At 63.7% G+C, this 25,500-nt stretch carries 25 protein-coding genes; 15 read left to right on the forward strand and 10 right to left on the reverse strand.

Annotated features, from left to right (window positions below; all coding sequences use genetic code 11):
* Nucleotides 1-185 precede the first annotated feature (185 nt).
* The gene (locus I6F35_RS09705) at nt 186-974 is read right to left on the reverse strand and encodes an SDR family oxidoreductase (protein ID WP_225117520.1); all 789 of its coding nucleotides are present in this window, start codon (nt 972-974) and stop codon (nt 186-188) included.
* A 102-nt stretch (nt 975-1,076) separates the two neighbouring features.
* Between I6F35_RS09705 and I6F35_RS09710 the strand changes: the two genes are divergently transcribed.
* Nucleotides 1,077-1,550 (forward strand): helix-turn-helix domain-containing protein, encoded by a 474-nt coding sequence (locus I6F35_RS09710; protein WP_225117420.1) that lies wholly within the window; start codon nt 1,077-1,079, stop codon nt 1,548-1,550.
* 979 nt (nt 1,551-2,529) lie between these two features.
* On the opposite strand, the gene I6F35_RS09715 is transcribed toward I6F35_RS09710, so the two are convergent.
* Nucleotides 2,530-2,673, reverse strand: a complete 144-nt coding sequence (locus tag I6F35_RS09715) for a hypothetical protein (protein WP_225117421.1) — start codon at nt 2,671-2,673, stop codon at nt 2,530-2,532.
* 325 nt (nt 2,674-2,998) lie between these two features.
* On the opposite strand from I6F35_RS09715, the gene topA reads away from it, so the two are divergent.
* From topA to I6F35_RS09750, 7 genes are all read left to right on the forward strand, one after another.
* On the forward strand, nt 2,999-5,740 hold the full coding sequence (topA, locus tag I6F35_RS09720) for a type I DNA topoisomerase (RefSeq protein ID WP_225117422.1): 2,742 nt from the start codon (nt 2,999-3,001) through the stop codon (nt 5,738-5,740).
* On the forward strand, nt 5,741-8,071 hold the full coding sequence (gene rnr / locus I6F35_RS09725) for a ribonuclease R (RefSeq protein WP_225117423.1): 2,331 nt from the start codon (nt 5,741-5,743) through the stop codon (nt 8,069-8,071).
* On the forward strand, nt 8,059-8,499 hold the full coding sequence (locus tag I6F35_RS09730; RefSeq protein WP_225117424.1) for a DUF983 domain-containing protein: 441 nt from the start codon (nt 8,059-8,061) through the stop codon (nt 8,497-8,499). Before rnr ends, I6F35_RS09730 begins: the two co-directional genes overlap by 13 nt.
* Nucleotides 8,500-8,534: 35 nt before the next feature.
* Complete coding sequence (locus I6F35_RS09735; protein ID WP_225117425.1) at nt 8,535-9,284, forward strand: NUDIX domain-containing protein; 750 nt, start codon at nt 8,535-8,537, stop codon at nt 9,282-9,284.
* A gap of 103 nt (nt 9,285-9,387) precedes the next feature.
* Complete coding sequence (locus I6F35_RS09740) at nt 9,388-10,713, forward strand: LLM class flavin-dependent oxidoreductase (protein WP_225117426.1); 1,326 nt, start codon at nt 9,388-9,390, stop codon at nt 10,711-10,713.
* A 127-nt stretch (nt 10,714-10,840) separates the two neighbouring features.
* On the forward strand, nt 10,841-11,008 hold the full coding sequence (gene rpmG, locus I6F35_RS09745; RefSeq protein WP_027581235.1) for a 50S ribosomal protein L33: 168 nt from the start codon (nt 10,841-10,843) through the stop codon (nt 11,006-11,008).
* 110 nt (nt 11,009-11,118) lie between these two features.
* Nucleotides 11,119-11,649, forward strand: coding sequence for a hypothetical protein (locus I6F35_RS09750; protein WP_225117427.1), 531 nt, complete (start codon nt 11,119-11,121; stop codon nt 11,647-11,649).
* Here the strand turns inward: I6F35_RS09750 and I6F35_RS09755 are convergent.
* Entirely contained in the window at nt 11,646-13,040 is a 1,395-nt protein-coding gene (locus I6F35_RS09755) for an ammonium transporter (RefSeq protein ID WP_275945449.1), read from the reverse strand. The genes I6F35_RS09750 and I6F35_RS09755 overlap by 4 nt on opposite strands.
* A 503-nt stretch (nt 13,041-13,543) precedes the next feature.
* A complete protein-coding gene (locus I6F35_RS09760) occupies nt 13,544-14,779 on the reverse strand; it encodes an MFS transporter (protein ID WP_225117428.1) in 1,236 nt (411 codons plus the stop codon).
* A gap of 161 nt (nt 14,780-14,940) precedes the next feature.
* Here I6F35_RS09760 and I6F35_RS09765 point away from each other — a divergent pair, with 161 nt between their 5' ends.
* Complete coding sequence (locus tag I6F35_RS09765) at nt 14,941-15,498, forward strand: TetR/AcrR family transcriptional regulator (protein ID WP_225117522.1); 558 nt, start codon at nt 14,941-14,943, stop codon at nt 15,496-15,498.
* Nucleotides 15,499-15,696: 198 nt separating this feature from the next.
* Here I6F35_RS09765 and I6F35_RS09770 read toward each other — a convergent pair whose 3' ends face one another.
* Together I6F35_RS09770 and I6F35_RS09775 are read right to left on the reverse strand one after the other, a co-directional pair.
* Nucleotides 15,697-17,070, reverse strand: a complete 1,374-nt coding sequence (locus tag I6F35_RS09770) for a PleD family two-component system response regulator (protein ID WP_225117429.1) — start codon at nt 17,068-17,070, stop codon at nt 15,697-15,699.
* Between the two features lie 15 nt (nt 17,071-17,085).
* Nucleotides 17,086-17,451 (reverse strand): response regulator, encoded by a 366-nt coding sequence (locus I6F35_RS09775; RefSeq protein ID WP_027581229.1) that lies wholly within the window; start codon nt 17,449-17,451, stop codon nt 17,086-17,088.
* Between the two features lie 226 nt (nt 17,452-17,677).
* On the opposite strand from I6F35_RS09775, the gene I6F35_RS09780 reads away from it, so the two are divergent.
* Nucleotides 17,678-17,977, forward strand: coding sequence for a DUF3572 domain-containing protein (locus I6F35_RS09780; RefSeq protein WP_225117430.1), 300 nt, complete (start codon nt 17,678-17,680; stop codon nt 17,975-17,977).
* On the forward strand, nt 17,956-19,263 hold the full coding sequence (locus I6F35_RS09785; RefSeq protein WP_225117431.1) for a DNA polymerase IV: 1,308 nt from the start codon (nt 17,956-17,958) through the stop codon (nt 19,261-19,263). The genes I6F35_RS09780 and I6F35_RS09785 overlap by 22 nt, the downstream gene beginning before the upstream one ends.
* A 116-nt stretch (nt 19,264-19,379) precedes the next feature.
* On the opposite strand, the gene I6F35_RS09790 is transcribed toward I6F35_RS09785, so the two are convergent.
* Complete coding sequence (locus tag I6F35_RS09790; protein WP_225117523.1) at nt 19,380-20,204, reverse strand: cell envelope integrity EipB family protein; 825 nt, start codon at nt 20,202-20,204, stop codon at nt 19,380-19,382.
* A 274-nt stretch (nt 20,205-20,478) separates the two neighbouring features.
* Between I6F35_RS09790 and I6F35_RS09795 the strand changes: the two genes are divergently transcribed.
* The 4 genes from I6F35_RS09795 (at nt 20,479) to I6F35_RS09810 (ending at nt 23,532) form a co-directional block, all read left to right on the forward strand.
* Nucleotides 20,479-20,946, forward strand: coding sequence for a RidA family protein (locus I6F35_RS09795; protein WP_225117432.1), 468 nt, complete (start codon nt 20,479-20,481; stop codon nt 20,944-20,946).
* A 3-nt stretch (nt 20,947-20,949) separates the two neighbouring features.
* Nucleotides 20,950-21,702 carry a glycerophosphodiester phosphodiesterase gene (locus I6F35_RS09800; protein WP_225117433.1) on the forward strand — a complete coding sequence of 251 codons (753 nt, stop codon included), beginning with the start codon at nt 20,950-20,952 and terminating at the stop codon, nt 21,700-21,702.
* Nucleotides 21,703-21,808: 106 nt separating this feature from the next.
* Nucleotides 21,809-23,056, forward strand: coding sequence for a GNAT family N-acetyltransferase (locus tag I6F35_RS09805; RefSeq protein ID WP_225117434.1), 1,248 nt, complete (start codon nt 21,809-21,811; stop codon nt 23,054-23,056).
* A 50-nt stretch (nt 23,057-23,106) separates the two neighbouring features.
* The gene (locus I6F35_RS09810; protein ID WP_225117435.1) at nt 23,107-23,532 is read left to right on the forward strand and encodes an HIT family protein; all 426 of its coding nucleotides are present in this window, start codon (nt 23,107-23,109) and stop codon (nt 23,530-23,532) included.
* Between the two features lie 130 nt (nt 23,533-23,662).
* Here I6F35_RS09810 and tsaA read toward each other — a convergent pair whose 3' ends face one another.
* The 3 genes from tsaA to I6F35_RS09825 are packed head-to-tail and all read right to left on the reverse strand — an operon-like array spanning nt 23,663 to nt 25,299.
* The gene (gene tsaA / locus I6F35_RS09815) at nt 23,663-24,154 is read right to left on the reverse strand and encodes a tRNA (N6-threonylcarbamoyladenosine(37)-N6)-methyltransferase TrmO (protein WP_225117436.1); all 492 of its coding nucleotides are present in this window, start codon (nt 24,152-24,154) and stop codon (nt 23,663-23,665) included.
* 60 nt (nt 24,155-24,214) lie between these two features.
* Nucleotides 24,215-24,559: an AzlD domain-containing protein gene (locus I6F35_RS09820; protein WP_225117437.1), complete on the reverse strand. Its 345-nt coding sequence runs from the start codon at nt 24,557-24,559 to the stop codon at nt 24,215-24,217.
* Entirely contained in the window at nt 24,556-25,299 is a 744-nt protein-coding gene (locus I6F35_RS09825) for an AzlC family ABC transporter permease (protein WP_225117438.1), read from the reverse strand. Before I6F35_RS09825 ends, I6F35_RS09820 begins: the two co-directional genes overlap by 4 nt.
* Nucleotides 25,300-25,500 lie beyond the last annotated feature (201 nt).

Here is a 25,500-nt window from a genome sequence, read left to right on the forward strand (position 1 = left end):
CTCATGTCCCGGTGAGACAGGACGCCACACATGACCGGGCCAGCGCAGGCGGCACGTACTGCCGCCGCGCCCGAGCTTCAGTCCTGATTGAGTCAGAACCGAAGCCTGAGACTGTTCTTTTGACGCGTTTTCCTCACGCGACCCGCTGTCCACGTCGATCGAGAACGCTCTGACCGGATCAGGGCTTATTGCCGCGGGCCCTGTCCCCGATAGATCGGAGCGCCCGCGGGCAAGGCCGTGGCGCCACCGTCGACGAACAGCTCCTGCCCGTGGATATGCGCGGAATCGTCGGAGGCCAGGAACAGCACCGTCTTCGAGATGTGGTCGGGTTCGCCGAGCCCGCGCAACGGCGTGGATAAAGCGATGCGCGCCTCGAATGCCTTCTCTGCTTCCGGCGTCGCGGTCGCGGCGCCCCAGATCGGCGTACGGGTAGCACCAGGCGCGACCACGTTCACCCGAATGCCTCGCGGCGCCAGTTCGGAAGCCATCACGCGCGCCATCGCGCGCACGCCGCCCTTGCTTGCGGCATAAGCCGAATAGCCTGGATTTCCCAGCACCGAGATCACCGAGCCGTTGAGGATGACCGAAGCGCCGTCATTGAGATGCGGCACAGCCGCCTGCACCGTAAAGAACACGGCGGTCAAATTCGTGCGGATCACCTGCTCGAAGGCCGCGAGCGTGGTGCCGCCGAGCGGCGTCTGGCCGGGAATCCCGGCATTGGCGAAGAGGATGTCGAGCTTGCCGAACTTCTTTGCGGCCTGCGCGACTGCAGCTTCCGTCGCCGCGACATCGGTGGCGTCGGCGACGATCGCGAGCGCATTCGGCCCCAGTTCCTGCGCGGCCGCTTCCAGCGTCGCCTGGTTTCGCCCGGTGATGGCAACCTTGGCGCCCTCCTGAATGAACAGACGCGCGGTCGCAAGACCGATGCCGCTGTTACCCCCTGTGATCAATGCCGTCTTGTTCGCCAGTCTCACGATCGCCTCCAGTGGTTGCATGATTAAACTCGATTGCATAGTTAGATAACCTGGTTTTATAATGCAACTACACAAGCCTGTGATGTGCCGACGGAGATCTCGATGGTGAAGCGGACAAGCCTTGAGGGTGCTGAATGCCCGATCGCGCGTTCGCTGGATGTGCTGGGCGACTGGTGGTCGCTGTTGATCATCCGCGATGCGCTGATGGGCCGCCGCCGGTTCGGCGAATTCCAGAAGAGCCTGGGGCTCGCAAAGAACATCCTCACGGTGCGGCTGCGCGCGCTGGTGGACCGAGGCATCCTGGAATTGGTCCCCGCCTCCGACGGCAGCGCCTATCAGGAATATGTGCTGACCCCGAAAGGCTTCGGTGTCTTCCCGATCCTGGTGGCGCTGAGACAATGGAGCGAGGAATTCGACGACCACCCGGAAGGGATCGGCACCACCATGGTCGACCGCGAGAAAGGCAAGCCGGTGAAAAAACTCGCGCTCTGCTCCCAAGACGGCCGGCGACTCTCGTTCGCCGACATCACCTTGAAACGCGGCGCGCCGAAACGAGCCAAGCGCGCTGTGGCGTAGGGTCGTACAGCGCACCGGAAGCCGTCGCCGCGGTCTCAGACCCTCATGGTGAGGAGGCGCTCTTGCGCCGTCTCGAACCATGAGGCCCGTGGCCCATCCCTCGAGACGCCGCTTACGCGGCTCCTCGGGATGAGGGCGAGACCGCGGCGACGCGATCGGACGAATTTAGCCAGCGATTCCAATGTGATTTGCCCCGTCCAGCCTTGCCGCAAAAAACATTCCGCTTTCGCCGTCGGGCAAATCAGCATTATGACTCCGCGCGTCTCACCCGAATGAGGGGCGGCTCGCGATCGTCACGAACGTTGCGGTGAGATGCGGTGGACGAGTGTGTCACGACTGACGAGCGTGACACTCACGGACGGCGAAGTCGTGTGGTTCTGGCGCCCCGACGCTGGCGCTAAGTTTTTTGCGCAAGGTTGCGCGAGAAATGACGGTGGCAAGAAAGCCCGGTCACCGGGAAGAGCGCGAAGTAAGCCGTAAACCATCGCGCAGGGAAAGCCGGTGTTGCTCCGGTTGACCTGTGGCCCTACCCCCGTGCTTTTTGTTGCACGGGGCCCACGGGTGCAACCGGCACCCGGCTTTCCCTGCGCCCTCACTTCAATGCGAGGGTGAAACGAGATGCAAAGCTCGGGCGCCATGCGCCGCGAGAACGCGAACTCACATCCTCACACCACACTCCACCGTCATGCCCCGCGCAGGCGGGGCATCCAGTACGCCGCGCCCTCTCAATTCAATCTCAGGCGCCTCTGGAATACTGGATCGTCCGGTCAAGCCGGACGATGACCGCGGAGAAGCTGTTTGACATTTGAATCAGTATCTCTCCCCCCGCCGTCCCGGCCTTCGCGGCGACGACACCGTGTGGGCGTTGCGACAATTGCAGGATGGGTAGAGCGCAGCGAAATCCATCATCGCGCGGCCTGCTCCATCGCGATGGGTTTCGCTTCGCTCTACCCATCCTATAGAACAGCGTGACGTTCTCTCACGACAGCTTGCGCTTGCTGCGCAGCCGCAGCCGCTCCTCGGCCTCGAGCTTCGCCATGCCTAACAGATGGCTCAGCACCTCCAGCCGGTGGCGCTCGGCGAGCTTCACCAACTCGGCAACAGTCTCCGCAATGAAGGCCACGGCCTCATCCGGGCCGCCCTCCTCGCCGGTCTCATCCAGTTGCGATCGCTTGTCCCGACCGGAAGCAGAACGCTTCCGGCGGCCTCCCGCCCTAGCCAAAAATTTCTTCCAAAAACACCATTTTGAGCAAGAATAGGCCCTTTCCGGACGCAACTCTAGGGCGCATTTTGCAACTTCCTAGATATTAAGTCGTAGGCCCGCCCAGCCCTCTCATTATCCTTCGATTTGACAGGGGCCCCCTCAACACCCATGTTCGCCCCGACAGAGCGGGCCGCGAGTCTCGCGGAACCCTCCTTCAGTTCCTCCCGTAAGCTATTGGAATGACATGAATATCGTCATCGTGGAGTCGCCGGCCAAAGCCAAGACGATCAACAAATATCTGGGCTCCTCCTACGAGGTCCTGGCTTCGTTCGGCCATGTCCGCGACCTCCCCGCCAAGAACGGATCGGTGGATCCGGACGCAAATTTCCAAATGATCTGGGAGGTCGATCCCAAGGCTGCCGGCCGACTCAACGACATCGCCAAGGCGCTCAAGGGTGCCGACCGCCTGATTCTTGCGACCGACCCTGATCGCGAGGGCGAGGCAATCTCCTGGCACGTGCTGGAGGTGTTGAAGGAGAAGCGCGCGCTGAAGGATCAGAAGATCGAACGGGTGGTGTTCAACGCCATCACCAAGCAGGCGGTCTCCGAGGCGATGAAGACGCCGCGCCAGATCGATGGCGCGCTGGTCGACGCCTATATGGCGCGCCGCGCGCTCGACTATCTCGTCGGCTTCACCCTCTCCCCCGTGTTGTGGCGCAAGCTGCCGGGCGCGCGCTCCGCCGGCCGGGTGCAGTCGGTGGCGCTGCGGCTGGTCTGCGACCGCGAGCTCGAGATCGAAAAATTCGTGCCGCGGGAATATTGGTCGCTGGTCGCAACGCTTCTAACCCCGCGCGGCGAAGCCTTCGAGGCGCGGCTGGTTGGCGCCGACGGCAAGAAGATCGCGCGGCTCGACATCGGCTCGGGCGCGGAAGCCGAGGATTTCCGCAAGGCGATCGAAGCCGCGCTGTTCAAGGTCGCGACCGTCGAAGCAAAGCCTGCGCGCCGCAATCCGCAGGCGCCCTTCACCACCTCGACGCTGCAGCAGGAAGCCAGCCGCAAGCTCGGCTTCGCGCCGGCCCACACCATGCGGATCGCGCAGCGACTCTATGAGGGCATCGACATCGGCGGCGAGACCACCGGCCTCATTACCTATATGCGTACCGACGGCGTGCAGATCGATCCGTCCGCGATCACCCAGGCGCGCAAGGTGATCGGCGAGGACTTCGGCAACGCCTATGTGCCCGATGCCCCGCGCCAGTATCAGACCAAGGCCAAGAACGCCCAGGAAGCACACGAAGCGATCCGTCCGACCGACCTGTCGCGCCGTCCTGCCGACCTGAAGCGGCGGCTGGATTCCGATCAGGCGCGGCTCTACGAATTGATCTGGACCCGCACCATCGCGAGCCAGATGGAATCGGCGGAACTGGAGCGCACCACTGTCGACATCGAAGCGAAAGCCGGATCGCGCGTGCTGGAATTGCGCGCCACCGGCCAGGTCATCAAGTTCGACGGCTTCCTCGCGCTCTACCAGGAAGGCCGCGACGACGAGGAGGACGAAGACTCCCGCCGCCTGCCCGCGATGAGCGTGGGCGAGCCGCTGAAGCGGCAGGACCTTTCCGTGACCCAGCATTTCACCGAGCCGCCGCCGCGATTCTCGGAAGCCTCGCTCGTCAAGCGCATGGAAGAGCTCGGCATCGGCCGGCCCTCGACCTATGCCTCGATCCTGCAGGTGTTGAAGGATCGCGGCTATGTGAAGCTCGAGAAACGGCGCCTGCATGGCGAGGACAAGGGGCGCGTCGTGATCGCGTTCCTGGAAAACTTCTTCCGCCGCTATGTCGAATACGACTTCACCGCCGATCTCGAGGAGCAGCTCGACCGCATCTCGAACAACGAGATCTCCTGGCAGCAGGTGCTGAAGGATTTCTGGCGCGACTTCATCGGCGCGGTCAACGACATCAAGGACCTGCGCGTCGCCGAAGTGCTCGACGTGCTCGACGAGATGCTGGGCCCGCACATCTATCCGCCGCGCGCGGATGGCGGCGATCCCAGGCAGTGTCCGACCTGCGGCACCGGCCGGCTGAACCTCAAGGCCGGCAAGTTCGGCGCCTTCATCGGCTGCTCGAACTATCCGGAATGCCGCTACACCCGTCCGCTCGCCGCCGACTCCGAGGCCGCCGCCGACCGCATTCTCGGTCAGGATCCGGACACTGGCTTCGACGTCACCGTGAAGGCGGGCCGGTTCGGCCCCTACATCCAGCTCGGCGAGCAGAAGGATTATGCCGAAGGCGAGAAGCCGAAACGCGCGGGAATTCCGAAGGGCACCACGCCGGCCGACGTCGATCTCGAACTCGCGCTGAAACTGCTGGCGCTGCCGCGCGAGGTCGGAAAGCATCCTGAGACGGGGCAACCGATCGTCGCCGGCATCGGCCGCTTCGGCCCGTTCGTGAAGCACGAGAAAACCTACGCTTCGCTGGAAGCCGGCGACGAAGTCTTCGACATCGGCCTCAACCGCGCGGTGACGCTGATCGCGGAGAAGGTCGCGAAGGGTCCGAGCGGCCGCCGCTTCGGCGCCGATCCAGGCAAGCCGCTGGGTGACCATCCGACGCTTGGCGCGATCGCGCTGAAGAACGGCCGCTATGGCGCTTACGTCACCGCCGGTGGCGTCAACGCGACGATCCCGAGCGACAAGACGCCCGACGAGGTGACGCTTGCGGATGCGATCGCGCTGATCGACGAACGCGCGGCCAAGGGCGGCGGCAAGGCGAAGGCCAGGAAAGCCAAGGCGGAGAAGCCGGCCAAGGCTGACGGCGAAGCTGCGTCCAAGCCTGCCAAGAAAGCGGCGGTGAAGAAGGCGCCGAGCAAGCCCAAATCGGACGCCGCCAGCAAGGCGCGCGCGCCGGTGAAGGCTGCGAAGACATCCGCGGCAAAACCCGCCGCAACAGCGAAAGCGCCCGCGAAGAAAAGCGCTGGCAAGGCCCGAGGGTAAGTGAAACACAGACATGACCATGGCTTTCCGGCCAGGGACGCCATTGTCGCCTTTATCCGCGCCCATCCCGGAAAAGTCGGCACGCGGGAGATCGCGCGCGAGTTCGGGTTGAAGAACGCCGATCGCGCCGAGCTGAAGCGCATTCTGCGCGAGCTCGCCGACGACGGCACGATCGCCAAGCGCGGCCGCAAGATGCACGAGCCGGCCGCGCTGCCGCCCACCGTCATGGCCGACGTCACCGGCCGCGATGCCGACGGCGAGCTGATCGCAACGCCCACCGAGTGGGATACGGAAGAAAACGGCACCGCGCCAAAGATCCGTATCATCACGCCGCGCCATCAGAAGCGCGGCACCACGGCTGGCGTCGGCGACCGCGCGTTGCTCCGCATCGAGATGGTTGACGATGCCGACGGTACGCCCTATCGCGGCCGCATCATCAAGGTCATCGACCACGCCAGGACCCGCGTGCTCGGCCTGTTCCGCGCCCTCCCCGACGGCGGCGGCCGGCTGGTGCCGGTCGACAAGAAGCAGGCGGGCCGCGAACTCAACGTCGCCAAGGCCGACGCCGCGGGCGCGAAGGATGGCGATCTCGTCAGCGTCGATCTCGTCCGCAGCCGAGGCTTCGGTCTCGCTTCGGGCAAGGTGAAGGAGCGGCTCGGCTCGATCGCCAGCGAAAAGGCGATCAGCCTGATCGCGATTCATACCCACGAGATCCCGCAGGAATTTTCGCGCGCCGCCCTCCGCGAGGCCGAGGATGCCAGGCCCGCGACGCTGCAGGGGCGCGAGGACTGGCGCGATGTGCCGCTCGTCACCATCGATCCGCCGGACGCCAAGGATCACGACGACGCCGTGCACGCGGAAGCCGACCCCGATCCGCACAACAAGGGCGGCTACGTCATCCACGTCGCCATCGCCGACGTCGCCTATTATGTGCGCCCGGGCTCGGCGCTCGACCATGATGCGCTGATCCGCGGCAACTCGGTCTATTTCCCGGACCGCGCGGTCCCGATGCTGCCCGAGCGCATCTCCAACAATCTCTGCTCGCTGGTGCCGGGTGAGCCGCGTGGCGCGCTCGCGGTGCGGCTGGTGATCGGCGCCGACGGCCGTAAGCGCTCGCACACCTTCCACCGCGTGCTGATGCGCTCGGCGGCCAAGCTCCACTACGCGCAGGCACAGGCGGCGATCGACGGCAGGCCGGACGACACCACCGGCCCCCTGCTCGATCCGGTCCTGAAGCCGCTCTGGGAAGCGTATCGGATCGTGAAGCTGGCACGCGATGAGCGCGATCCGCTCGACCTCGATCTGCCCGAGCGCAAGATCCTCCTGAAGGCGGACGGCACAGTCGACCGCGTCATCGTCCCCGAACGTCTCGACGCGCACAGACTGATCGAGGAGTTCATGATCCTCGCCAATGTCGCCGCGGCCGAGACGCTCGAGAAGAAGGGCCTGCCGCTGATCTATCGCGTGCATGACGAGCCGACGCAGGAGAAGGTTCACAACCTCCAGGAATTCCTGAAGACGCTCGATCTTCCGTTCACGAAGGCCGGTGCGCTGCGGCCCTCCGTGTTCAACAGCGTGCTGGCCCAGGTCGAGGGCGAGGATTACGAGACGCTGGTCAACGAGGTGGTGCTGCGCTCGCAGGCGCAGGCCGAATATTCCTCGGAGAATTACGGCCATTTCGGCCTGAACCTCCGACGCTACGCGCATTTCACCTCGCCGATCCGTCGCTATGCTGACCTGATCGTGCATCGTGCGCTGATCCGCGCGCTCGGGCTCGGCGACGGTGCGCTGCCCGACAGCGAGACGCCGGAGACGCTTGCCGAGATCGCCGCCGAGATTTCGATGACGGAGCGGCGCGCGATGAAGGCCGAGCGCGAGACCGCCGACCGGCTGATCGCCCATTATCTTGCCGATCGCGTCGGCGCGACCTTTCAGGGCCGCATTTCCGGCGTCACCCGTTCCGGACTGTTCGTCAAGCTCGATGACACCGGCGCCGATGGATTCATCCCGATCCGGACGCTCGGCGCCGAATACTATGACTATGACGAGACGCGGCATGCCCTGATCGGCTCCCGCAGCGGTGCCATGCATCGATTGGGTGACGTGGTCGACGTGCGTCTGGTAGAAGCAGCTCCGATTGCAGGTGCCTTGCGCTTCGAATTGCTGTCGGGCGGACAAGCTATTCCGCGCGGCAGAAAAAGCGAAGGCCGCCGCGAACGCAGGAAGGAAGCGCGCAGCACCAAGGCGGGACGAGCGCCACAGAAAAAGGATCGCAAGCCGGGCAAGCAGAAGTCCGGCAAATCGAAGCGAGGCAAGTCATGGAAACGGTGAAGCCCGCGACCACCATGTGGACGCGTGACGCTGTACCAGTGGAGAAGCGCGATCTGTGGACTGCGTTGAAGCGCGGCGTCCGTTGCCGCTGTCCGCGCTGCGGCGAAGGCAAACTGTTTCGCGCCTTCCTCAAGGTCGACGGTCACTGCCCGGTCTGCGATCTGGATTTTTCGCATCATCGCGCCGACGACCTGCCGGCCTATCTCGTCATCGTCGTCGTCGGCCACATCATGGTGCCGTTGGCTCTATGGATCGAGAAAGACTATTCGCCGCCGGTGTGGCTGCAGCTTTCGTTCTATCTGCCGATGACGCTGATATTGTCGCTATTGCTACTGCAGCCGATCAAGGGCGCGGTCGTCGGTTTCCAGTGGGCGATGCGGATGCACGGCTTCGACGAGAACGCGCCCGACGATGTTCCGCCGGTCTGACGAAATCGACCTCAAGAACAACAAACGGGGATGGAATGACTGACGCAGCGACCGCGATCAAACAGGAAATCAAGGAAGAAAGGGAAGCGGATCATCATCCCTACTTCCGGCCCAAGGATGCCGCGACGCTGATCCTGATCGATCGCTCCGGCGCGAAGCCGAAGGTGCTGGTCGGCAAGCGCCACGACAAGGTCGTGTTCATGCCGGGCAAATATGTCTTCCCCGGCGGCCGCGTCGACAAGGCCGACAACCGCGTGCCGGTCGCGGCTCCAATCAGCCCGGAGCTCGAGGCGAACCTGCTCAAGGGCAGCCCGAAGATCACGCCCGGCCGTGCGCGTGCGCTCGCCAATGCGGCGATCCGCGAGGCCTGCGAGGAGACAGGCCTGTGCCTCGGCCGCAAGACCGAGAAGCCAGCCCGACTCGATGGTCCGTGGACGCCGTTCGCCGACGCGGGCCTCTTGCCCGACCCTTCCGGGCTGTTCCTGATCGCGCGCGCCATTACGCCGCCCGGCCGCGTTCGCCGCTTCGATACGCGCTTCTTCACGGCGGATGCCTCCGCCATCGCCCACCGCGTCGAAGGCGTGGTGCATGCCGACGCGGAATTGGTCGAACTGGTCTGGGTCGAGATCGGCTCCGAGCCGCTGGCGGATGCGCATGCGATGACCAAGAACGTGCTCGCCGAGCTCGACCGCCGGCTCGCCACCGGTCCGCTCCACCACGACGCGCCGGTGCCGTTCTTCCATTTCTACGGCGGCAGGATGCAGAAGGACATTTTGGGCGCGTGACAGGCATATCGCGAAAGCGTGCAAAAACAAAATAATCTTCCCAGTGGCGCCGCGCCGCTTCGTGCCTATTTCGGTTTGAAGGACCCACACGGAAACGGGGCAAATGGCACAGCGTCAACTCAAGCTCGGCGCGTTCATGCGGCCGATCAGCATCCACACCGGCGCATGGCGCTATCCCGGCGCCTGGCCGGACGCCAATTTCAACTTTTCCCATATCAAGCAGCTCACCCAGAAGCTCGAGGCCGGCAAGTTCGACGCCTTCTTCATGGCGGACCATTTGGCCGTGCTGAACATGCCGATCAATGCGCTGAAGCGCAGCCACACCGTGACCTCATTCGAGCCGTTCACGCTATTGTCAGCGCTCTCGACGGTGACGGAGAATATCGGCCTGGTCGCGACCGGCTCGACGACGTTCGACGAGCCGTATCATGTCGCGCGCCGTTTTGCCTCGCTTGACCATATCAGCGGCGGCCGCGCGGGCTGGAATATCGTCACCACCTCCAATCCGGATGCGGCGCTCAATTTCGGCCTCGACGATCACATGGAGCACGCCGAGCGCTATCGCCGCGCGCGCGAGTTCTATGACGTGGTCACCGGTCTCTGGGATTCCTTTGCCGATGATGCCTTCGTGCGCGATGTCGAATCCGGGCTCTTCTTCGATCCGGAGAAGATGCACGTGCTCAATCACAAGGGGAAGTACCTCAGCGTTCGCGGTCCCCTGAACATCGCCCGCCCGGTGCAGGGCTGGCCGGTGATCGTGCAGGCCGGCGCGTCGGAGGACGGCAAGCAGCTCGCAGCAGAAACGGCGGAAGCGGTCTTCACCGGCGGCGGCAGCATCAGCGACGGGCAGAAGCTCTATGCCGACATCAAGGGCCGCATGGACAAGCTTGGTCGCGACCGCGAGCATCTGAAGATCCTGCCGGGCGCATTCGTCGTGGTCGGCGACAGCGTCGAGGAGGCCAAGGAGAAGCGCGCTTTGCTCGACAGCAGGGTACACTACGATAGCGCGATCGCCTCGCTCTCGGTGATCCTGGGCACCGATGCATCTGGCTTCGATCCGGATGGGCCGTTGCCGCCGATCCCGGAAACCAACGCCAGCAAGAGCGGACGCCAGCGGCTGGTCGACGTCGCCGCGCGCGACAAGCTCACCGTGCGCCAGCTCGCGCAGCGCGTCGGCGGCTATGGCGGACTTGCGTTCGTCGGCACGCCGAAGCTGATCGCCGATCAGATGGAGGAATGGCTGACGAGCTACGCGTCCGACGGCTTCAACATCATGTTCCCGTATCTGCCGGGCGGGCTCTACGATTTCGTCGACAAGGTGGTCCCGGAACTGCAGAAGCGCGGGATTTTCCGCAAGGAGTATGAGGGTAAGACGCTCCGGGAGAATCTCGGCCTGCCGCGACCGAAAAACCGGTTTTTCGAACGCTGATCCGCCCGAATTGGGCCCGTTTGGGTCCGGAAAACCTTGACTTTGGGCTGATTGTGACTAGTTTGCCGGCCAAACGCGGGCCGCTTGGCCGGCTCCTGATACCCCATTATTTTCCTGAGGTTTTGACATGGCCAAGGCGGTCACCATCAAGGTCAAGCTCGTGTCGTCCGCCGACACCGGCTACTACTACGTCGCCAAGAAGAATTCGCGCACCATGACCGACAAGCTGGTCAAGAAGAAGTACGACCCGGTTGCGCGCAAGCACGTCGAATTCCGCGAAGCCAAGATCAAGTAAGATCGCGGGACACTACCCACTCGAACGGGGCCCAGCGGCCCCGTTTTTATTTTTGCGGCCCAACGTCATCCCTTATGCTTCGCGGCCCAGATCGGGAGCACAGGGCTCACATGATCGCAACCCTGGACGAGGGAAATGTTGGCGGCTACTCGGTCGCGTACGGCCGCGAAGACATCTACTTTCCCGTCTACATCACCGCCGCCCTCGCCGCGATCTTCCTCACCGCCACCTGGATCACCGGCGCCCTCTACTGGCTGGCGCTTGCGGCAACGGCGGCGGGCTTCACTTACTACAACATCCCGCTGCTGGAGACCGGCCGCCCGACCATCGGCGCCAATCAATACGGCATCTTCATCCAGGCCTTCGGCTTGATCCGGTGGCGGGCCATCGAACGCATCGATCTCGTCCAGATCGCCGAGCGCGCGATGACCGTTCATGAGCTGCAGATCGCGCTCGGCATGCCCTTGAGCGGCGCCCTCGTTGCCGACTGGCGCAAGCAGCCGGCCTATCGCCTCTTGATGCGGCTGCCGTGGCGCATGGACCACCGCGGCGTGCTGCGCGTCAATTTGGAGCCATTCGACCGGACGCCCGACGAGATCCATCGGACGTTTCTGAGGATGTGGCGCTATTACCGCAGTTAGTGCACCACCTCACCATGCAGCGCGAGGTCGAGGCCGTCGCGCTCGGCGTCCTCGTGCACGCGAAGGCCGACGAACACCCTGACCGCGGCGAGGATGATCAGGCTTACGACGGCGTCATACACGATCACGGTAGCGATCCCGACGCACTGGTTGAAGAACTGGCCGACGTTTCCCTCCAGAACGCCTGCCGTCCCTCCATATTGCTCGACCGCGAACACGCCGGTGAGCAGCGCCCCGACAATGCCGCCAATCGCATGCACGCCGAAGCAATCCAGCGCGTCATCATAGTTGAACGTGTGCTTCAACCCGGTGCATCCCCAGTAGCAGAAGACACCCGCCCCGATTCCAATCGCAAAGGCGCCCATCGGCCCGACAAAACCCGACGCCGGCGTGATGGCGACGAGGCCGGCGACTGCGCCGGAACAGATGCCAACGACGGTCGGCTTGCCCTTGAGCGACCATTCCACCAGCATCCAGGTGAAAGCGGCAACAGCCGTGGCAATCTGCGTCACCAACATGGCCATGCCGGCCTGCATCCCCGCCGTGACGGCGGAGCCGGCGTTGAAGCCGAACCAACCAACCCAGAGCAGCGAAGCGCCGATGAAGGTGAGCACCATGTTGTGGGCGGGCCCGGTCTCCTTGCGCTTACCGAGCATGATGGCGCACATCAGACCCGCCACGCCGGCATTGATATGCACGACGGTACCACCAGCGAAATCGAGCACCTTTACCCAAGCGCTCTCGTTAGCGGCGGCGAAGATCCCGTCGGGTCCCCAGACCCAGTGCGCAACCGGCGCGTAGACCAGGATCGCCCACAACCCGATGAACCAGAGCATGGCCGAGAATTTCATGCGCTCGGCAAATGCGCCGGCAATCAGCGCCGGCGTTATGATCGCAAATGTCATCTGAAAGCAGATGTACACGGCTTCGGGAATGGTCGCGGCGAGCGGATTTGGATTGCCGATCCCGCCCTTGCCGATGTCGCTCAGGATGTCCTTGAGAAACATGCGATCCAGGCCGCCGACGAAGGGGGTGCCGGCGCGAAATGCCATGCTGTAGGTCAGGATCGCGAACAGAATCGTGACGAGGCAGGTGACCGCGAAGCTGGTCATCACGGTGTCGCCGACGTTCTTCTTGCGCACCATGCCGCCGTAAAACAGGCCGAGGCCAGGGATCGTCATCATCAACACGAGCGCAACGGATGTGAGCATCCATGCGGTGTCGCCGGAATTCGGCGTGCAATTTTCAAGAACCTTGCCGCCGCAGGTTGGCGGCGCCGCATCCTGAGCAACCGCAATGTCGCCAAGTGCGAGACCGAGGAGTGCAATTCCCAGGAAAGCGGCCGCGAATTTCACGAGCCTTTGGCTCGCACAGGTTTTTGAGTCCATCATCTTCCTCCCAACGCAAGAGAAGGTAGCGAAAGGCTTGAGGCGAGGCTCTGCTGCGGCTGCGCGAATGCGCGCGGCAGCATCACCAAATGTCTGGCGTTTGCCTGCCCGTCCGGTTCTCGCAGTGTGCTGGAGCGCCGCGATTGGTCCGTAGGGACAATGCCTAACCCGCTCGGCGCCGCGGCATGGTCGTCGAGTTTCAATGGCTGGAGACTGGCGGCGACTAACCTCATTGGCTTGCCAGCCCTTCCCGGGTCGCCAAAGCCCGGAAGACCGTCCGTCGGTCTCCGGCTCCAATTCTTAAGCAGAATTAATCAAGTTTCGTGCCATCTCAGAATGCGGAGATAACCCATTGAATGACGTGGACTATAAATTGGTCAACGCGTGAGCGGACCTCGCCATTGCCGATTTTTGCGGCATATTTCTGACTACCATTTAATCACATCGCACCGGCAGCCTCGCGTCGGGCAGCACATCCTCGCGAGGATCGACGCGGGCGACGGACGTTACGCTGCCTTCAATACCGGTGGCTGCGAGGGCCGCATCAGCGCAAACGCCACCTGGATGATGCCGCCAGCCAGCCCCAATGCGACGCCAATACGCCAAGCCAGGGTGTAGGAGCCGAGCGCATCGTACAGCAACCCTCCCCCATAGGCTCCGAGGAAGCTGCCGATCTGGTGGCTCATGAACGCAAGCCCCTGGATCATCGCCTGCCAGCGCAGCCCGAACATCTCCGCGACCGCGCCTGCAACCAATGGCCCGACGCCGAGCCAGAGGAAGCCCATGATCGCTCCGAACAGGAGCGTCGAAGCAGGCGTTGCCGGCAGGATGAAGTACCAGGCGAGCGCCAGCGAGCGCAGGATGTAGATTCCGCCGAGCAGGGCCAACTTGTTCCAGCGCTGGCCGGCCCAGCCAAAAAAGAGAGAGCCGAGCACGTTGAAGCCGCCGATCACGCCCAGCGTCTGCGCGCTCAGCATCGGATCGAGGCCGCAGATCGCGAGATAGGACGGCAGATGCGTGGTGAGGAAGACGAGTTGCATGCCGCAGACGAGATAGGCGCAGGTCATCACCACGAAGGACGCATTCCCGAACGCGGCTCGCGCCGCGGTCACGGCGGTCGCCTCGCTGATCTCCTCTGACGATCTCGGCTTGGGAAGCGGAACCTTGTCAACGCGGCCCGCGTACCAGGCCGCAGGAATCATCAAGAGCGCGAGCAGCACGAAACCGAGGAGCCCGACGCGCCAGCCGAAGCCTTCATTGAGCAGTTGCCCGATCGGGGCCGACAGTAGCGCGCCGAGCGACCCGGCACCCGAGACGATGCCAAGCACGGTCGAACGCACCGTCTCCGGCACCGCGCGCGCTGCAACCGACATCGCGATCGCGGCGGCCGTGCACGCCAGCGAGGTTCCGATCAATACGCCGCCGCCGATCATGATGCTGACGACGCCCTGCGCGCCTGCCATCAGGCCAAGTCCGGCGATATAGAGCAGCGCGCCCACCACCATGACCGGGCGAAAGCCATGGCGCTCCGTCAGGGCGCCGGCGAGCGGCTGCAAAAATCCCCAGGCGAGATTTTGCACCGCAAGTGCCAGCGTGAAGTCTGAAATCGAAATCTTGATGTCATGCGTCAGCGGCTGCATGAAGATGCCGAGGCTCTGACGCAGGCCCATGCTCAGCGTGAGCATGATCGAGGCGCCGATCAGGATGGGAAGCGTGGGACGCAGGACCTGCAGCAAGGGCATTGTTTTTGTTCTCCCTATCGATGGCGGCACGGCAAAGTCCACCTGCGATTCACGCGATTTTTAGTTACACAGACCTGTTTACCTTGGCTATAATGAGGAGGTGCTGTCAAGCGAATGAGATACGGAGCCGTTGCATGGCTTCTCCGCACCAGAAACAGACGATGAAGGACCGCATCCTTCAGACCGCCGATCGGCTGTTCTACCTGAAGGGCATCCGCGCCATCGGCGTCGACACCATCTCCGCCGAGATCGGCATCAGCAAGCGCACGCTCTACAACCACTTTCCGTCCAAGGACGCGCTGATCGCGGCGTATCTCGAGCGCCGCTTCGTGCAGCCGAAGCCGTCGGACAAGTCGCCGGTCGAGCAGATCCTCGGCACCTTCGATGCGCTGGAGCGTCGTTTTGGCGCCAAGGACTTTCGCGGCTGCCCCTTCGTCAACGCGGTTGCTGAACTCGGTGGCGAGGACAAGTCGGTGAAGAAGGTCGCCATCGCCTTCAAGGAAAGCCGGCGCCTGTGGTTTCGCGATCGCTTGCTCGAACTCGGCGTTGCCGATCCGGAGGGGCTAGCGACGCAACTGCAATTGCTGGTCGATGGTTCGATCGCGCAGGATCTCGTCCGCGACGATCCCGCGATGGCGCGTGCGGCGAAACAAGCGGCGCGAGTGCTGCTGGAGAATGCGGGCGTAAAAGTCAGTAGCCCGGACGGAGCAAAAGCGTAATCCGGGGAGCGGAAGGCGAGCGCACGTGCCCGTGGAGAGAACCTTTCACCCAAGCGAATTCGTTGCTGACGGCGGAATCTCTCCCCTCGTCATTGCGAGCGAAGCGAAGCAATCCATTTCGCCGCTTGTCGAGAGATGGATTGCTTCGTCGCTACGCTCCTCGCAATGACGGCGGAGAGACTTTGCGCTACGGAACGGCTATGCCGCCGCTGAAACTACCCTGTTCCGGCCATCATGCTTGGCGCGGTAGAGCGCCGTATCCGCCCGCTTCAGCACATCAACCACCGACTCGCCCTTGCGCTCCAGCGTGGTGAGGCCGATCGAGATGGTGACCTCGATGCGGTTCGCGCCCTTGTTGATAGAGAAGGCTTCACCGGCGATCGAACGGCGCAGACGTTCGGCGACCATGCTGGCGACGTGCAGGTCGGTTTCCGGCATCACGATCACGAATTCCTCGCCGCCATACCGGCAGGCGAGATCGATGCCGCGGATCGACTTGCGGATTCGCGTTGCAAAGTCGCGCAGGACGTCATCGCCGGCATCATGACCATAAGTGTCGTTGATCGCCTTGAAGTAGTCGATGTCGAGGATCATCAGCGCTAAGGGCTTGCCGCGGGCCGAGGCCTGTTCGGCAAGGGTCGCCAGGTGGCTCTCCATGTAGCGGCGGTTATGCAACCCGGTCAGCGCGTCCGTGATCGCCATCTCGATCGAGTTCTGCACATTGTCGCGCAGATGATCGGTATAGCGCCGGCGACGGATCTGCGTGCGCGCACGCGCCAACAGTTCGTTCTTGTCGATCGGGCGCAGCAGGTAGTCGTTGACGCCGATCTCGAGCCCGCGCAACAGCCGCGCGTTGTTGTCGGCGTCCGAGATGGCGAGGATCGGCAGTTGCCGGGTGCGCTCCAGCGAGCGCGCCTGGCTGCAGAGGCGGAGGCCGTCGTAATTGTCGAGGCTGAGCGAGACGATCAGCAGGTCGTAGTTGCCCTCGGCGGCATTGAACAGCGCTTCCGCAGGGTTGGTCTCGACATCGACCGTATGTTCGGCGGAAAGCATCGGCGCGAGCCGTTCGTAGGACGACGGCCGGTCGTCGACAAGGAGGATGCGGCCGCCAAGTCCCTTGTCGGCAATCGCGCTGCGCTCGGGCGCCTGCATGCCGATCTCGAGCGAGGTGATCGCGCGCATGCGCAACTCGTCGGTCATCATCTTCAACCGAGTCAGCGAGCGCACGCGTGCGATCAGCACGACGTCGGACACGGGCTTGGTCAGGAAGTCGTCGGCGCCGGCTTCCAGCCCGCGCACGCGGTCGGCGGGACTGTCGAGCGCGGTGACGATGACCACCGGAATGAAGTGCGTAGCAGGGTTGGACTTGAGCCTGCGGCATACCTCGAAGCCGTCCATGTCAGGCATCATGACGTCGAGCAGGATGATGTCGCATTCGGCGCGTGTGCAGATCTGAAGGGCCTCGGCGCCGTTGGAAGCGGTCAGCACGTCGAAATATTCGGCCGACAGTCGTGCTTCCAACAACTTGACGTTCGCAGGAACGTCATCGACCACGAGGATACGCGCAGACATCGAAACTCCACTCCCCTATCCGATAAAACGTCGGACAGTCTCAATGAATTTGCCGACCGAAATGGGTTTGGACAAATAGGCTTCGCATCCGCCCTCGCGGATGCGTTCCTCATCGCCCTTCATCGCGAACGCGGTGACAGCCACCACCGGGATCTTGCGCAGATCGGGATCGTCCTTGATCCAGCGCGTGACTTCGAGCCCGGAGACCTGCGGAAGCTGGATGTCCATCAGGATCAGGTCGGGATGCAGCTTGCGGACGAGATCGAGCGCTTCGAAGCCATTGCTCGTGCCGGAGGTCTGATAACCGTGCGCCTCCAGCAGGTCGCGAAAGAGCTTCATATTGAGCTCGTTGTCCTCCACGATCAGGACGGTCTTGGCCATCCCGTCCCTCCAAAGCCGTAGGAAACAGTCCCTGATACGGTACCTCCGGTACCGACTTCGGGCGCGTCGAAATGTGAATTCAAACTAGCGCCAGATTCGCTCAAACCCGTTAAGCCCGAACGCTATCTTGTGTGGCGTGGTTTCCACTTGCTTGAACAGGTCCGAAAGACTCGGGCATGATGCGTTTCATTAGAGAACATAAGTTAACGGAAAGGCAAACCGGCCGTTGAAAAAGCCTGTTCAAAACCCCCGCGAAGTAGCTGAAATCGTTGCAGTTCAGGCGCTGGGTTTCATCGCCGGCGACCCCGAAAGGCTGGGCCTGTTCCTGGCCGAGACCGGAATTGGACCGGAGACGCTCCGCTCGGCCGCCTCCGACCCAAAGTTCCTCGGCTCCGTGCTCGATTTCGTGATGCGGGATGACGCGACCGTTCAGGCATTCGCGAAGGCTTCCGAGCTGCACCCGACCAACATTGCCGCGGCCCACCAGGTCCTGAGCGACCCCAAATGGGAACGCGACGTGCCGTGAGCGCGGCGCTCACGAGCAACGGCCCCCGCTGCTTCTGCCGGGATTGCCTCGGCGATCTCGACTTCAAGGCCAGGCGGTGCAGCCATTGCGGCTCGCCGCGCCTGGTCCGCCATCACGCCCTGCCCCGGCTTGCGCTGGCCCATATCGATTGCGACGCCTTCTACGCCACCGTCGAGAAACGTGACAATCCCGACCTCGCCGACAAGCCTGTCATCATCGGCGGCGGCAAGCGCGGCGTGGTCTCGGCTGCCTGCTATGTCGCACGAACGTTTGGCGTGCGCTCGGCGATGCCGATGTTCAAGGCGCTGGCGCTGTGCCCGTCCGCGACCGTGATCCGGCCGGACATGGCGAAATATGTCCGCGTCGGCCGCGAGGTGCGCCACGCGATGCAGGCGCTGACGCCGCTGGTCGAGCCGTTATCGATCGACGAGGCCTTCCTCGACCTCTCCGGGACCGAGCGCGTCCACGGCATGATCCCGGCGAAAGTGCTGGCGGGCTTCGCGCGCGACATCGAGCGCAATATCGGAATTACGGTGTCCGTCGGGCTGTCCTGCAACAAGTTCCTGGCCAAGATCGCGTCCGATCTCGACAAGCCGCGCGGCTTTGCCACACTCGACCAGGACGAAGCGCGCGAGATGCTCGCGGAAAAGCCCGTTGGATTCATCTTCGGCGTCGGTCCCGCGACCCAGGAAAGGCTGATCCAGCGGGGCTTTCGCACCATCGCCGACCTGCAGCGCGCGGACGAGAACGACCTGATGAAACAGTTCGCGAGCGAAGGCCGAAGGCTGTGGCGGCTTGCGCGCGGCATCGACGATCGCCGGGTGGTGGCGGATCGCGGCGCCAAGACGATCTCCAGCGAGACCACGTTCGAGACCGACATCCGCGATTTCATCATACTGGAAAAGCTGTTGTGGAGACTGTCCGAAAAGGTCTCGGCGCGGCTGAAGAATGGCAAGGTCGCAGGTTCCACCATCACGCTGAAGCTGAAGACCGCCGATTTCCGGCCGCGGACCCGCTCGCAATCGATCGCGGCGCCGACGCAGCTTGCCGGAAAGATCTTTGCGGTCTCGCGCGAGATGCTGGCGAAGGAGACCGATGGCACCGCCTTCCGCCTGATGGGCGTTGGCGTCAGCGCACTGCGGCCGGGATCGGCGGCCGATGACACCGACATGCTCGACCGGCGCTCCGCCTACGCCGAGCGCGCGATGGACGGCCTGCGGAAGAAATTCGGAAACGCCGCGGTGATTAGGGGGATTGCGTATCAGGGACCCGAGAAGGCGGAATAGCGTCCCCTACCCGTCGTGCCCCGCGAAGGCGGGGCATCCAATATGCGAGAGCGGCGGCAAGAATACAGACAAGCCGGTGATTGCTGGGTCGTCCGCCTTCGCGGACGATGACGGCATCACTTACACGGCTTTGTATCTTTCACGTCGAACTTGCCCATCGCGCCAGATATCACGAAGTCATTATAATCCAGCACCAGCGCGCGGGAGACGCCGTTCTCGTAGAGCTCGAACGACATCGCATAAACGGGCGTCTGCTCACCTTCGTTGTTCTTGCCATCGCGGTCGTAGTAGCTCACCGTCACCGGCCAGCGCGTCATCGACTTCATGGCGTCGTTCGCAGTCGAAGGGTCTGGTGACGTCGGCGCGCGGTCGCCCGGGATCGGCTGTCCGATCACCGAAAGCGTGTTGTAGACCTTTTCGCCATTGTCGGAGCCGTCATAAACGGAGAGCTCGAGCACGCTCTTGCCCTCGCGCGCGGCCGCGATGATGTGCTGGATCTGCTCGGTCGGGAATACGACGCTGCCTGCGAGTTCGAAGGTCTTCGCCACCGGCTGCTTCAGCTTGACCGTGATATGGTCGCCCACCCGCTCCGCCACGCCGTCGACCGGCGCGGACTCGCTGTCGTTCATCCGCGTATCGATCTTGAAGCGATAGCTCTTGCCGGCGCCGTCCTCCCAGGACGACGAGCGCAGATCGGAAAGCGTCACCTTGCCCTCGCCGCTGTCGAGCTCCGACACCTGGCGGAATTCGGAGGTATAGCCCTCGCAGGCACTGCCGGAGAAATTGTAGAGGATGCGCCCGCGCGCACTGCTGATCGCGTTGGAGCCGCGCGACTTCACCAGGTTGAGCTCGTAGAGCGCCTGATGCGACATAAACGGCACTGTTCCGGCCGTGGCCGCTCCGTTGGTGAATCCCGATCCTGCGGCTACGGCAACGGTCATCGCCAGAACGCGAGGCGGAATCCGGAACAGGCGGGCCATGTACATCCCTTTAGGAAGCGGACGATTCGCCACAATAGTGACGGCTCTATTGCGCCGCAACTGGGGCAGTTTCACAAAAAGGTAACGCCGGAGCACATGAGTGACGCGTTTTCGGCATGTTTCTTCGAAGCTTACCCACAAAACCGCCATTCCTGATCGATCCCCGGCCGACTTGAAAGCGGCGGCACGATGCGCGAAACAGACCTGATTGGTCACTGAACCGGGACGGAAAAACATGGCAGGTACGGTCGAACAGAAACTGGCGGCACAGGGCATTACCCTGCCCGAGCCCGCCGCTCCCGTGGCGAACTATGTCGGCTTCGTTCGCACCGGCAATCTGCTGTTCGTCTCAGGCCAGATTTGCTTCGATGCCAACGGCAAGCTGATCGCCAAGGGCAAGCTCGGCGCCGGCGTCACCCTCGAGCAGGGCGCTGCGGCGGCGCGCGGCTGCGCCATCAACCTGTTTGCCCAGATCAAGGCCGCGCTCGGCGACCTCGACAAGGTGGCGCGGGTGGTGCGGCTCGGCGGCTTCATCAATTCGACGCCCGACTTCCTGGACGCCCCGAAGGTGCTGAACGGCGCCTCGGACCTGATGGTGCTGGCCTTCGGCGACAAGGGCCGGCACGCCCGCACCACCGTTGGCGTCGCTTCGCTACCCGCAGACGCCGCCGTGGAAGTCGAAGGACTGTTCGAGGTCACCTGAGCGATGCGGGCACCCGACTGGCTGACGGCGCGGCCGGTCGCCCATCGCGGCCTGCATGATGCCGCCCGCGGCATCATCGAGAACATGCCGGCTGCGGCGGAGGCGGCCATCGCGGGCAATTTCACCATCGAGTGCGATATCCAGCTCACCGCCGACGGCGAGGCCATGGTGCATCACGACGATGCCCTCGGCCGCCTCACCGAGGGCTCGGGCGCCCTGCTCACCAAGACGGCGGCCGAATTGAAGTCTGTCAGGTTCAAGGACACCGACGAGCGCATGATGTCGCTTGGCGACCTCTGCGCGCTGGTGGCCGGCCGCGTGCCGCTGCTGGTCGAGGTGAAGAGCCATTTTGACGGCGACCGCAATCTGGTGAAGCGGATGGCCGAGGTGCTGGGCAGCTATTCCGGTCCCGTGGTCGGGATGTCCTTCGACCCCGACCAGGTGCTGGCGCTGCGCGAGGTCATCCCAAGACTTCATCGCGGCATCACCGCCCAGCGCACCTATGACGATCAGTATTGGGCCAAGCTGACGCCGGCGCAGCGCGACAGCATGCTGTATCTGCGCCACGGCTTTCGCACCGAGCCGCACTTCGTCGCCTACTGGGTCAACCAGTTGCCGGCGGCGGCACCGTGGATCGCCCGCAACCTGTTCGGCTGCCCGCTTCTGGCCTGGACCGTGCGCACGCCGGAGCAGCGCGCGAAAGCGGCGCGCTATGCCGATCAGATGATCTTCGAAGGTTTCACACCGGGAACCTGAGATGTGGCTGGCGGCCTTGAAGTCGGCATTGCGATGCACGATCTTTGCAAGGCGTTGGTCACCATGGGCGATGGCCGCTCGCACAGGGGACCGGTTCAAATTCTCGATGGCCTTATCTGAAATCACCCTCGAAGCCGTTCCGTCCGTCAGCGATATCAAGGCTGCCGACTGGGACGCTTGCGCCAATCCGACGCCCGATCCGGGCTCGCTCGACGCCCTCGACACGCTGGCTTTATCCAGTTCCGGAGGTCTCGCATGCATCCACGCAAGACCCTCGTATAACCCCTTCGTTTCACATGCCTTTTTTTCAGCATTGGAGGCGTCGGGCTCGGCCGTCGCACGAACCGGCTGGGGGCCGAGGCATCTTCTGGCCAAGCTGGACGACGAGATCGTCGGGATCGTCCCCTGCTACCTGAAATCCCACTCGCAGGGCGAATACGTCTTCGATCGCGGCTGGGCGGACGCCTATGAGCGCGCCGGCGGCCGGTATTATCCGAAGCTCCAGGTGTCGGTGCCGTTCACGCCCGCCACCGGGCCGCGACTGCTAGTTCGGGGTGGCCTCCACCGCGAGCAGATCAGGTCGGCGCTTGCCCATGGCCTGATGGCGCTGTGCGACGCGACCGACGCCTCATCAGTGCATGTGACGTTTGCCAGCGAGGCCGAAGCGAAGTTCCTGGGCGAGCACGATTTCCTGCAACGGACCGACCAGCAGTTCCACTGGCACAATGCCGGCTTCAAGACCTTCGACGATTTCCTCGCCACGCTGAATTCACGCCACCGCAAGGCGATCAAGCGCGAGCGGCGCGAGGCGCTTGCGGCCGGTATCACCATCCACTGGCTGACCGGCGACGAGATCACCGAGGAGGCGTGGGACGCGTTCTTCGAGTTCTACATGGAGACCGGCTCGCGCAAATGGGGCCGGCCGTACCTGAACCGGAAATTCTTCTCACTGATCGGCGAGAGCATGGCCAAGGACGTGCTGCTCGTGATGGCCAAGCGCCAGGGACGCTGGATCGCAGGCGCCATCAACTTCATCGGTTCGGACACGTTGTTCGGACGCAACTGGGGCGCGATCGAGCACCATCCCTTCCTGCATTTCGAGGTCTGCTACTATCAGGCGATCGATTTCGCCATCCAGAACGGATTGAAGGTGGTCGAGGCGGGCGCGCAAGGAGAGCACAAGCTCGCGCGCGGATATCTGCCGCAGACGACCTACTCCGCCCATTACATCGCCGACCCGGGCCTGCGCCGGGCGATCGCCGATTATCTCAAGCGCGAGCGCGCCTATGTCGCCGAGGTCGGCCGCGAACTCAGCGAGGCCGGCCCGTTCCGCAAGAGCGGCGACGAGGCCTGAGCTTTCTGCTAGGACCTGAACTAATTGAGACGCGATGAGGAGCCGACGCCATGCCCGCCGCCTATGATCCCAACAACATCTTCGCCAAGATCCTGCGCGGTGAACTGCCCTGCCACAAGGTCTATGAAGACGAGCATGTGTTCGCCTTCCTCGACATCATGCCGCGCTCTCCCGGCCACACACTGGTGATCCCGAAGGCCCCCGCACGCAACATCTTCGACATCTCGCCCGACGACTACGCTCATGTCGCGCGCGCCTCGCACAAGATCGCCGCCGCGGCGATGAAGGCGTTCCAGGCCGACGGCATCACCGTGCAGCAGTTCAACGAGCCCGCCGGCGGTCAGGTCGTCTTCCACCTCCATATGCACGTGATGCCGCGGCATGACGGGGTCGCGCTGCTGCCGCCGGCGAGCCGCAAGGAGGATGTGAAGGTGCTGGAGGACAATGCCACCAAGCTGATCGCCGCGCTGGGGTAACGGCCACCACCTTCTCCTGTCATTCCGGGGCGCGCGAAGCGCGAGCCCGGAATCCCATCGGGCCGCATACGGCGCAGCGACATGGATTCCGGGCTCGATGCTGTCGCATCGCCCCGGAATGACGGAGGCGCTACTCCATCTCGAAATCGCCCGGCTGCGGCGCCGCCAGCGGGGTGAATTCGCAGCGGTCGGGTTTGACGTCGAGCAGCGGCGTCTCGTCGAGGCAATCCAGTCCGCGCACCAGGATGACGTTGCCCTCGATCCCGACCAGCTTCACGATCGAGGACGCGATCGGGTTGGGCCGCACCGGGGAGCGCAGCGAGAAGGCGCCGCGGGTCTTTCCGTTGCTCTTCGGGCTCTGCAGCACGAGGTCGCGTCGCGACTGGTGCAGCCAGTAGAGCACCTCGAGATTCGCATAGAAGTCGACGCCCTTGATGGCGGGCACCCATGGCTCGAAAATCTCCAGACGGCAGACCGGGCCATCCTGGCGTCCCTGCCGCGGTGTCATCAGCCGCGACGTCCAGGGCGTGCGGATGCGGCCGATGAAGACGAGGCCGGCATCCTCCGCCGGCGGCATCTCGACCGCGACTTCTCCCGGGCGTATTTCACCTTTTCGAACCATGTCTCAATCCAGGGATAGCTGCTTTGGTGCCGACAGTAACGGATTGCGCACGGGCTGCAATCAGCCGAACCACCATTGGCCGCCGACCAGGATCACTTCGCCGACGGCGACGCCGGCGAAGATCGATTTCCGTGACAGCATGAAAGCGATAAAGCCCGCGGCCACCGCGCCATAGCGCAACACGCCCGGAACGCTTGCGAGCGCGCCCGGCGGCTGCACCACGATCTGCGCGATCACTCCGGCCAGGATCGCGGTCGCGACCGCCCTCACCCACACCAGAAGCTCCGAGCTCTCGTCGAGCCCGCCGCCGAACCACAGGCCCAGCATGCGCCAGATCTGGTTCGGAATGACGCCGGCCACGAAGAGCACCACGAGCGCGTGCCAGTCGCCGATGAAGGTGCTCATGCGATCGCCTTTGCCCTGAGCCGATGCACGCCATAGGCGATGCTGCCGGCGACGACGCCACTGACCAAAATGTCCAGTCCGCTGTCCAGCAGCGTCGCAACCGGATAGAGCGCCAGTCCCAGCGCCAGCGCGACGCCGTCGGCAAGCTCTCGACAATTGCGTGCGGTGGAGAACAGGAACGCGAGCGGCGTCAGCATCAGGATCGCGGCGGCAAAGAGCTGGGAAAGATTGGCGGCCAGCAGATAGCCGACGGTGTTGGCCACGACGGAGAGGAAGACCAACCCGCAGCCGAGCCCTTGAATGAAGGCGATGCGCCGCTCCCGCGGCACCTGCGGCAGAAAGCGATGGCATTCGACCCACAACGTGACCGCGGTGAGGTGCGCGACCAAAATGAGATGCCGCCGCTTGGTCTGTGGCGTGCGCATCATCGGCAGCACCGACACCACCATTGGAAACAGGCGGATGGCGCTGACGGTCACCGCGATCGCGGATTGCAGGATGGTCGCACCCGAGCCGAGCGTCGACACCAGAATGATTTGCGCCGGTCCAGCCCAGACGAACACGGTGCTCGCCAATGTCCAGGCCAGCGAGAATCCTGTGTCGTGCGCGAGCGCGCCGATGCCGAGATAGGTCGCAAACAGCACCAGCGCCAGGATGGTGGAGCCGACCGACCGCACGCCCCAAAAGAAGGCGCGGAAGGAGGTTTGCCATTGCGGAGAATCGAGCGGAGGAAGCGCCACGGGAGACCGGTCACGGGTTGGATGGTGGCGGCATAGGGCTGACGAAGGCCGGCCACGTCAAGCAAGGCGGCTTCAGAGCTGTCATGCAACGACAGTTTGTCGTCCCGGAACGCCCGGACCCATAACCACAGGGAGTAGTTGTTCGGCAAAGGCGTCGACCAGATCACCTCACGGATAGATTCCGCGGTATGGGTCTCAAGG

The organism is Bradyrhizobium sp. BRP22 (assembly GCF_020194175.1).
Lineage (GTDB): Bacteria > Pseudomonadota > Alphaproteobacteria > Rhizobiales > Xanthobacteraceae > Bradyrhizobium.

Bases quoted from the DNA above. Each gene is read 5' to 3' on its own strand.
- topA (WP_225117422.1), top strand. From the start codon at position 2,999: ATGAATATCGTCATCGTGGAGTCGCCGGCCAAAGCCAAGACGATCAAC.
- I6F35_RS09730 (WP_225117424.1), top strand. From the start codon at position 8,059: ATGGAAACGGTGAAGCCCGCGACCACCATGTGGACGCGTGACGCTGTA.
- I6F35_RS09805 (WP_225117434.1), top strand. From the start codon at position 21,809: ATGGCCTTATCTGAAATCACCCTCGAAGCCGTTCCGTCCGTCAGCGAT.
- I6F35_RS09810 (WP_225117435.1), top strand. From the start codon at position 23,107: ATGCCCGCCGCCTATGATCCCAACAACATCTTCGCCAAGATCCTGCGC.
- rpmG (WP_027581235.1), top strand. From the start codon at position 10,841: ATGGCCAAGGCGGTCACCATCAAGGTCAAGCTCGTGTCGTCCGCCGAC.
- I6F35_RS09775 (WP_027581229.1), bottom strand. From the start codon at position 17,451: ATGGCCAAGACCGTCCTGATCGTGGAGGACAACGAGCTCAATATGAAG.
- I6F35_RS09750 (WP_225117427.1), top strand. From the start codon at position 11,119: ATGATCGCAACCCTGGACGAGGGAAATGTTGGCGGCTACTCGGTCGCG.
- I6F35_RS09710 (WP_225117420.1), top strand. From the start codon at position 1,077: ATGGTGAAGCGGACAAGCCTTGAGGGTGCTGAATGCCCGATCGCGCGT.
- I6F35_RS09755 (WP_275945449.1), bottom strand. From the start codon at position 13,040: ATGATGGACTCAAAAACCTGTGCGAGCCAAAGGCTCGTGAAATTCGCG.
- I6F35_RS09795 (WP_225117432.1), top strand. From the start codon at position 20,479: ATGGCAGGTACGGTCGAACAGAAACTGGCGGCACAGGGCATTACCCTG.
- I6F35_RS09820 (WP_225117437.1), bottom strand. From the start codon at position 24,559: ATGAGCACCTTCATCGGCGACTGGCACGCGCTCGTGGTGCTCTTCGTG.
- tsaA (WP_225117436.1), bottom strand. From the start codon at position 24,154: ATGGTTCGAAAAGGTGAAATACGCCCGGGAGAAGTCGCGGTCGAGATG.
- I6F35_RS09770 (WP_225117429.1), bottom strand. From the start codon at position 17,070: ATGTCTGCGCGTATCCTCGTGGTCGATGACGTTCCTGCGAACGTCAAG.
- I6F35_RS09790 (WP_225117523.1), bottom strand. From the start codon at position 20,204: ATGACCGTTGCCGTAGCCGCAGGATCGGGATTCACCAACGGAGCGGCC.
- I6F35_RS09800 (WP_225117433.1), top strand. From the start codon at position 20,950: ATGCGGGCACCCGACTGGCTGACGGCGCGGCCGGTCGCCCATCGCGGC.
- I6F35_RS09735 (WP_225117425.1), top strand. From the start codon at position 8,535: ATGACTGACGCAGCGACCGCGATCAAACAGGAAATCAAGGAAGAAAGG.
- I6F35_RS09785 (WP_225117431.1), top strand. From the start codon at position 17,956: ATGGGAACGCGACGTGCCGTGAGCGCGGCGCTCACGAGCAACGGCCCC.
- I6F35_RS09740 (WP_225117426.1), top strand. From the start codon at position 9,388: ATGGCACAGCGTCAACTCAAGCTCGGCGCGTTCATGCGGCCGATCAGC.
- I6F35_RS09760 (WP_225117428.1), bottom strand. From the start codon at position 14,779: ATGCCCTTGCTGCAGGTCCTGCGTCCCACGCTTCCCATCCTGATCGGC.
- I6F35_RS09765 (WP_225117522.1), top strand. From the start codon at position 14,941: ATGAAGGACCGCATCCTTCAGACCGCCGATCGGCTGTTCTACCTGAAG.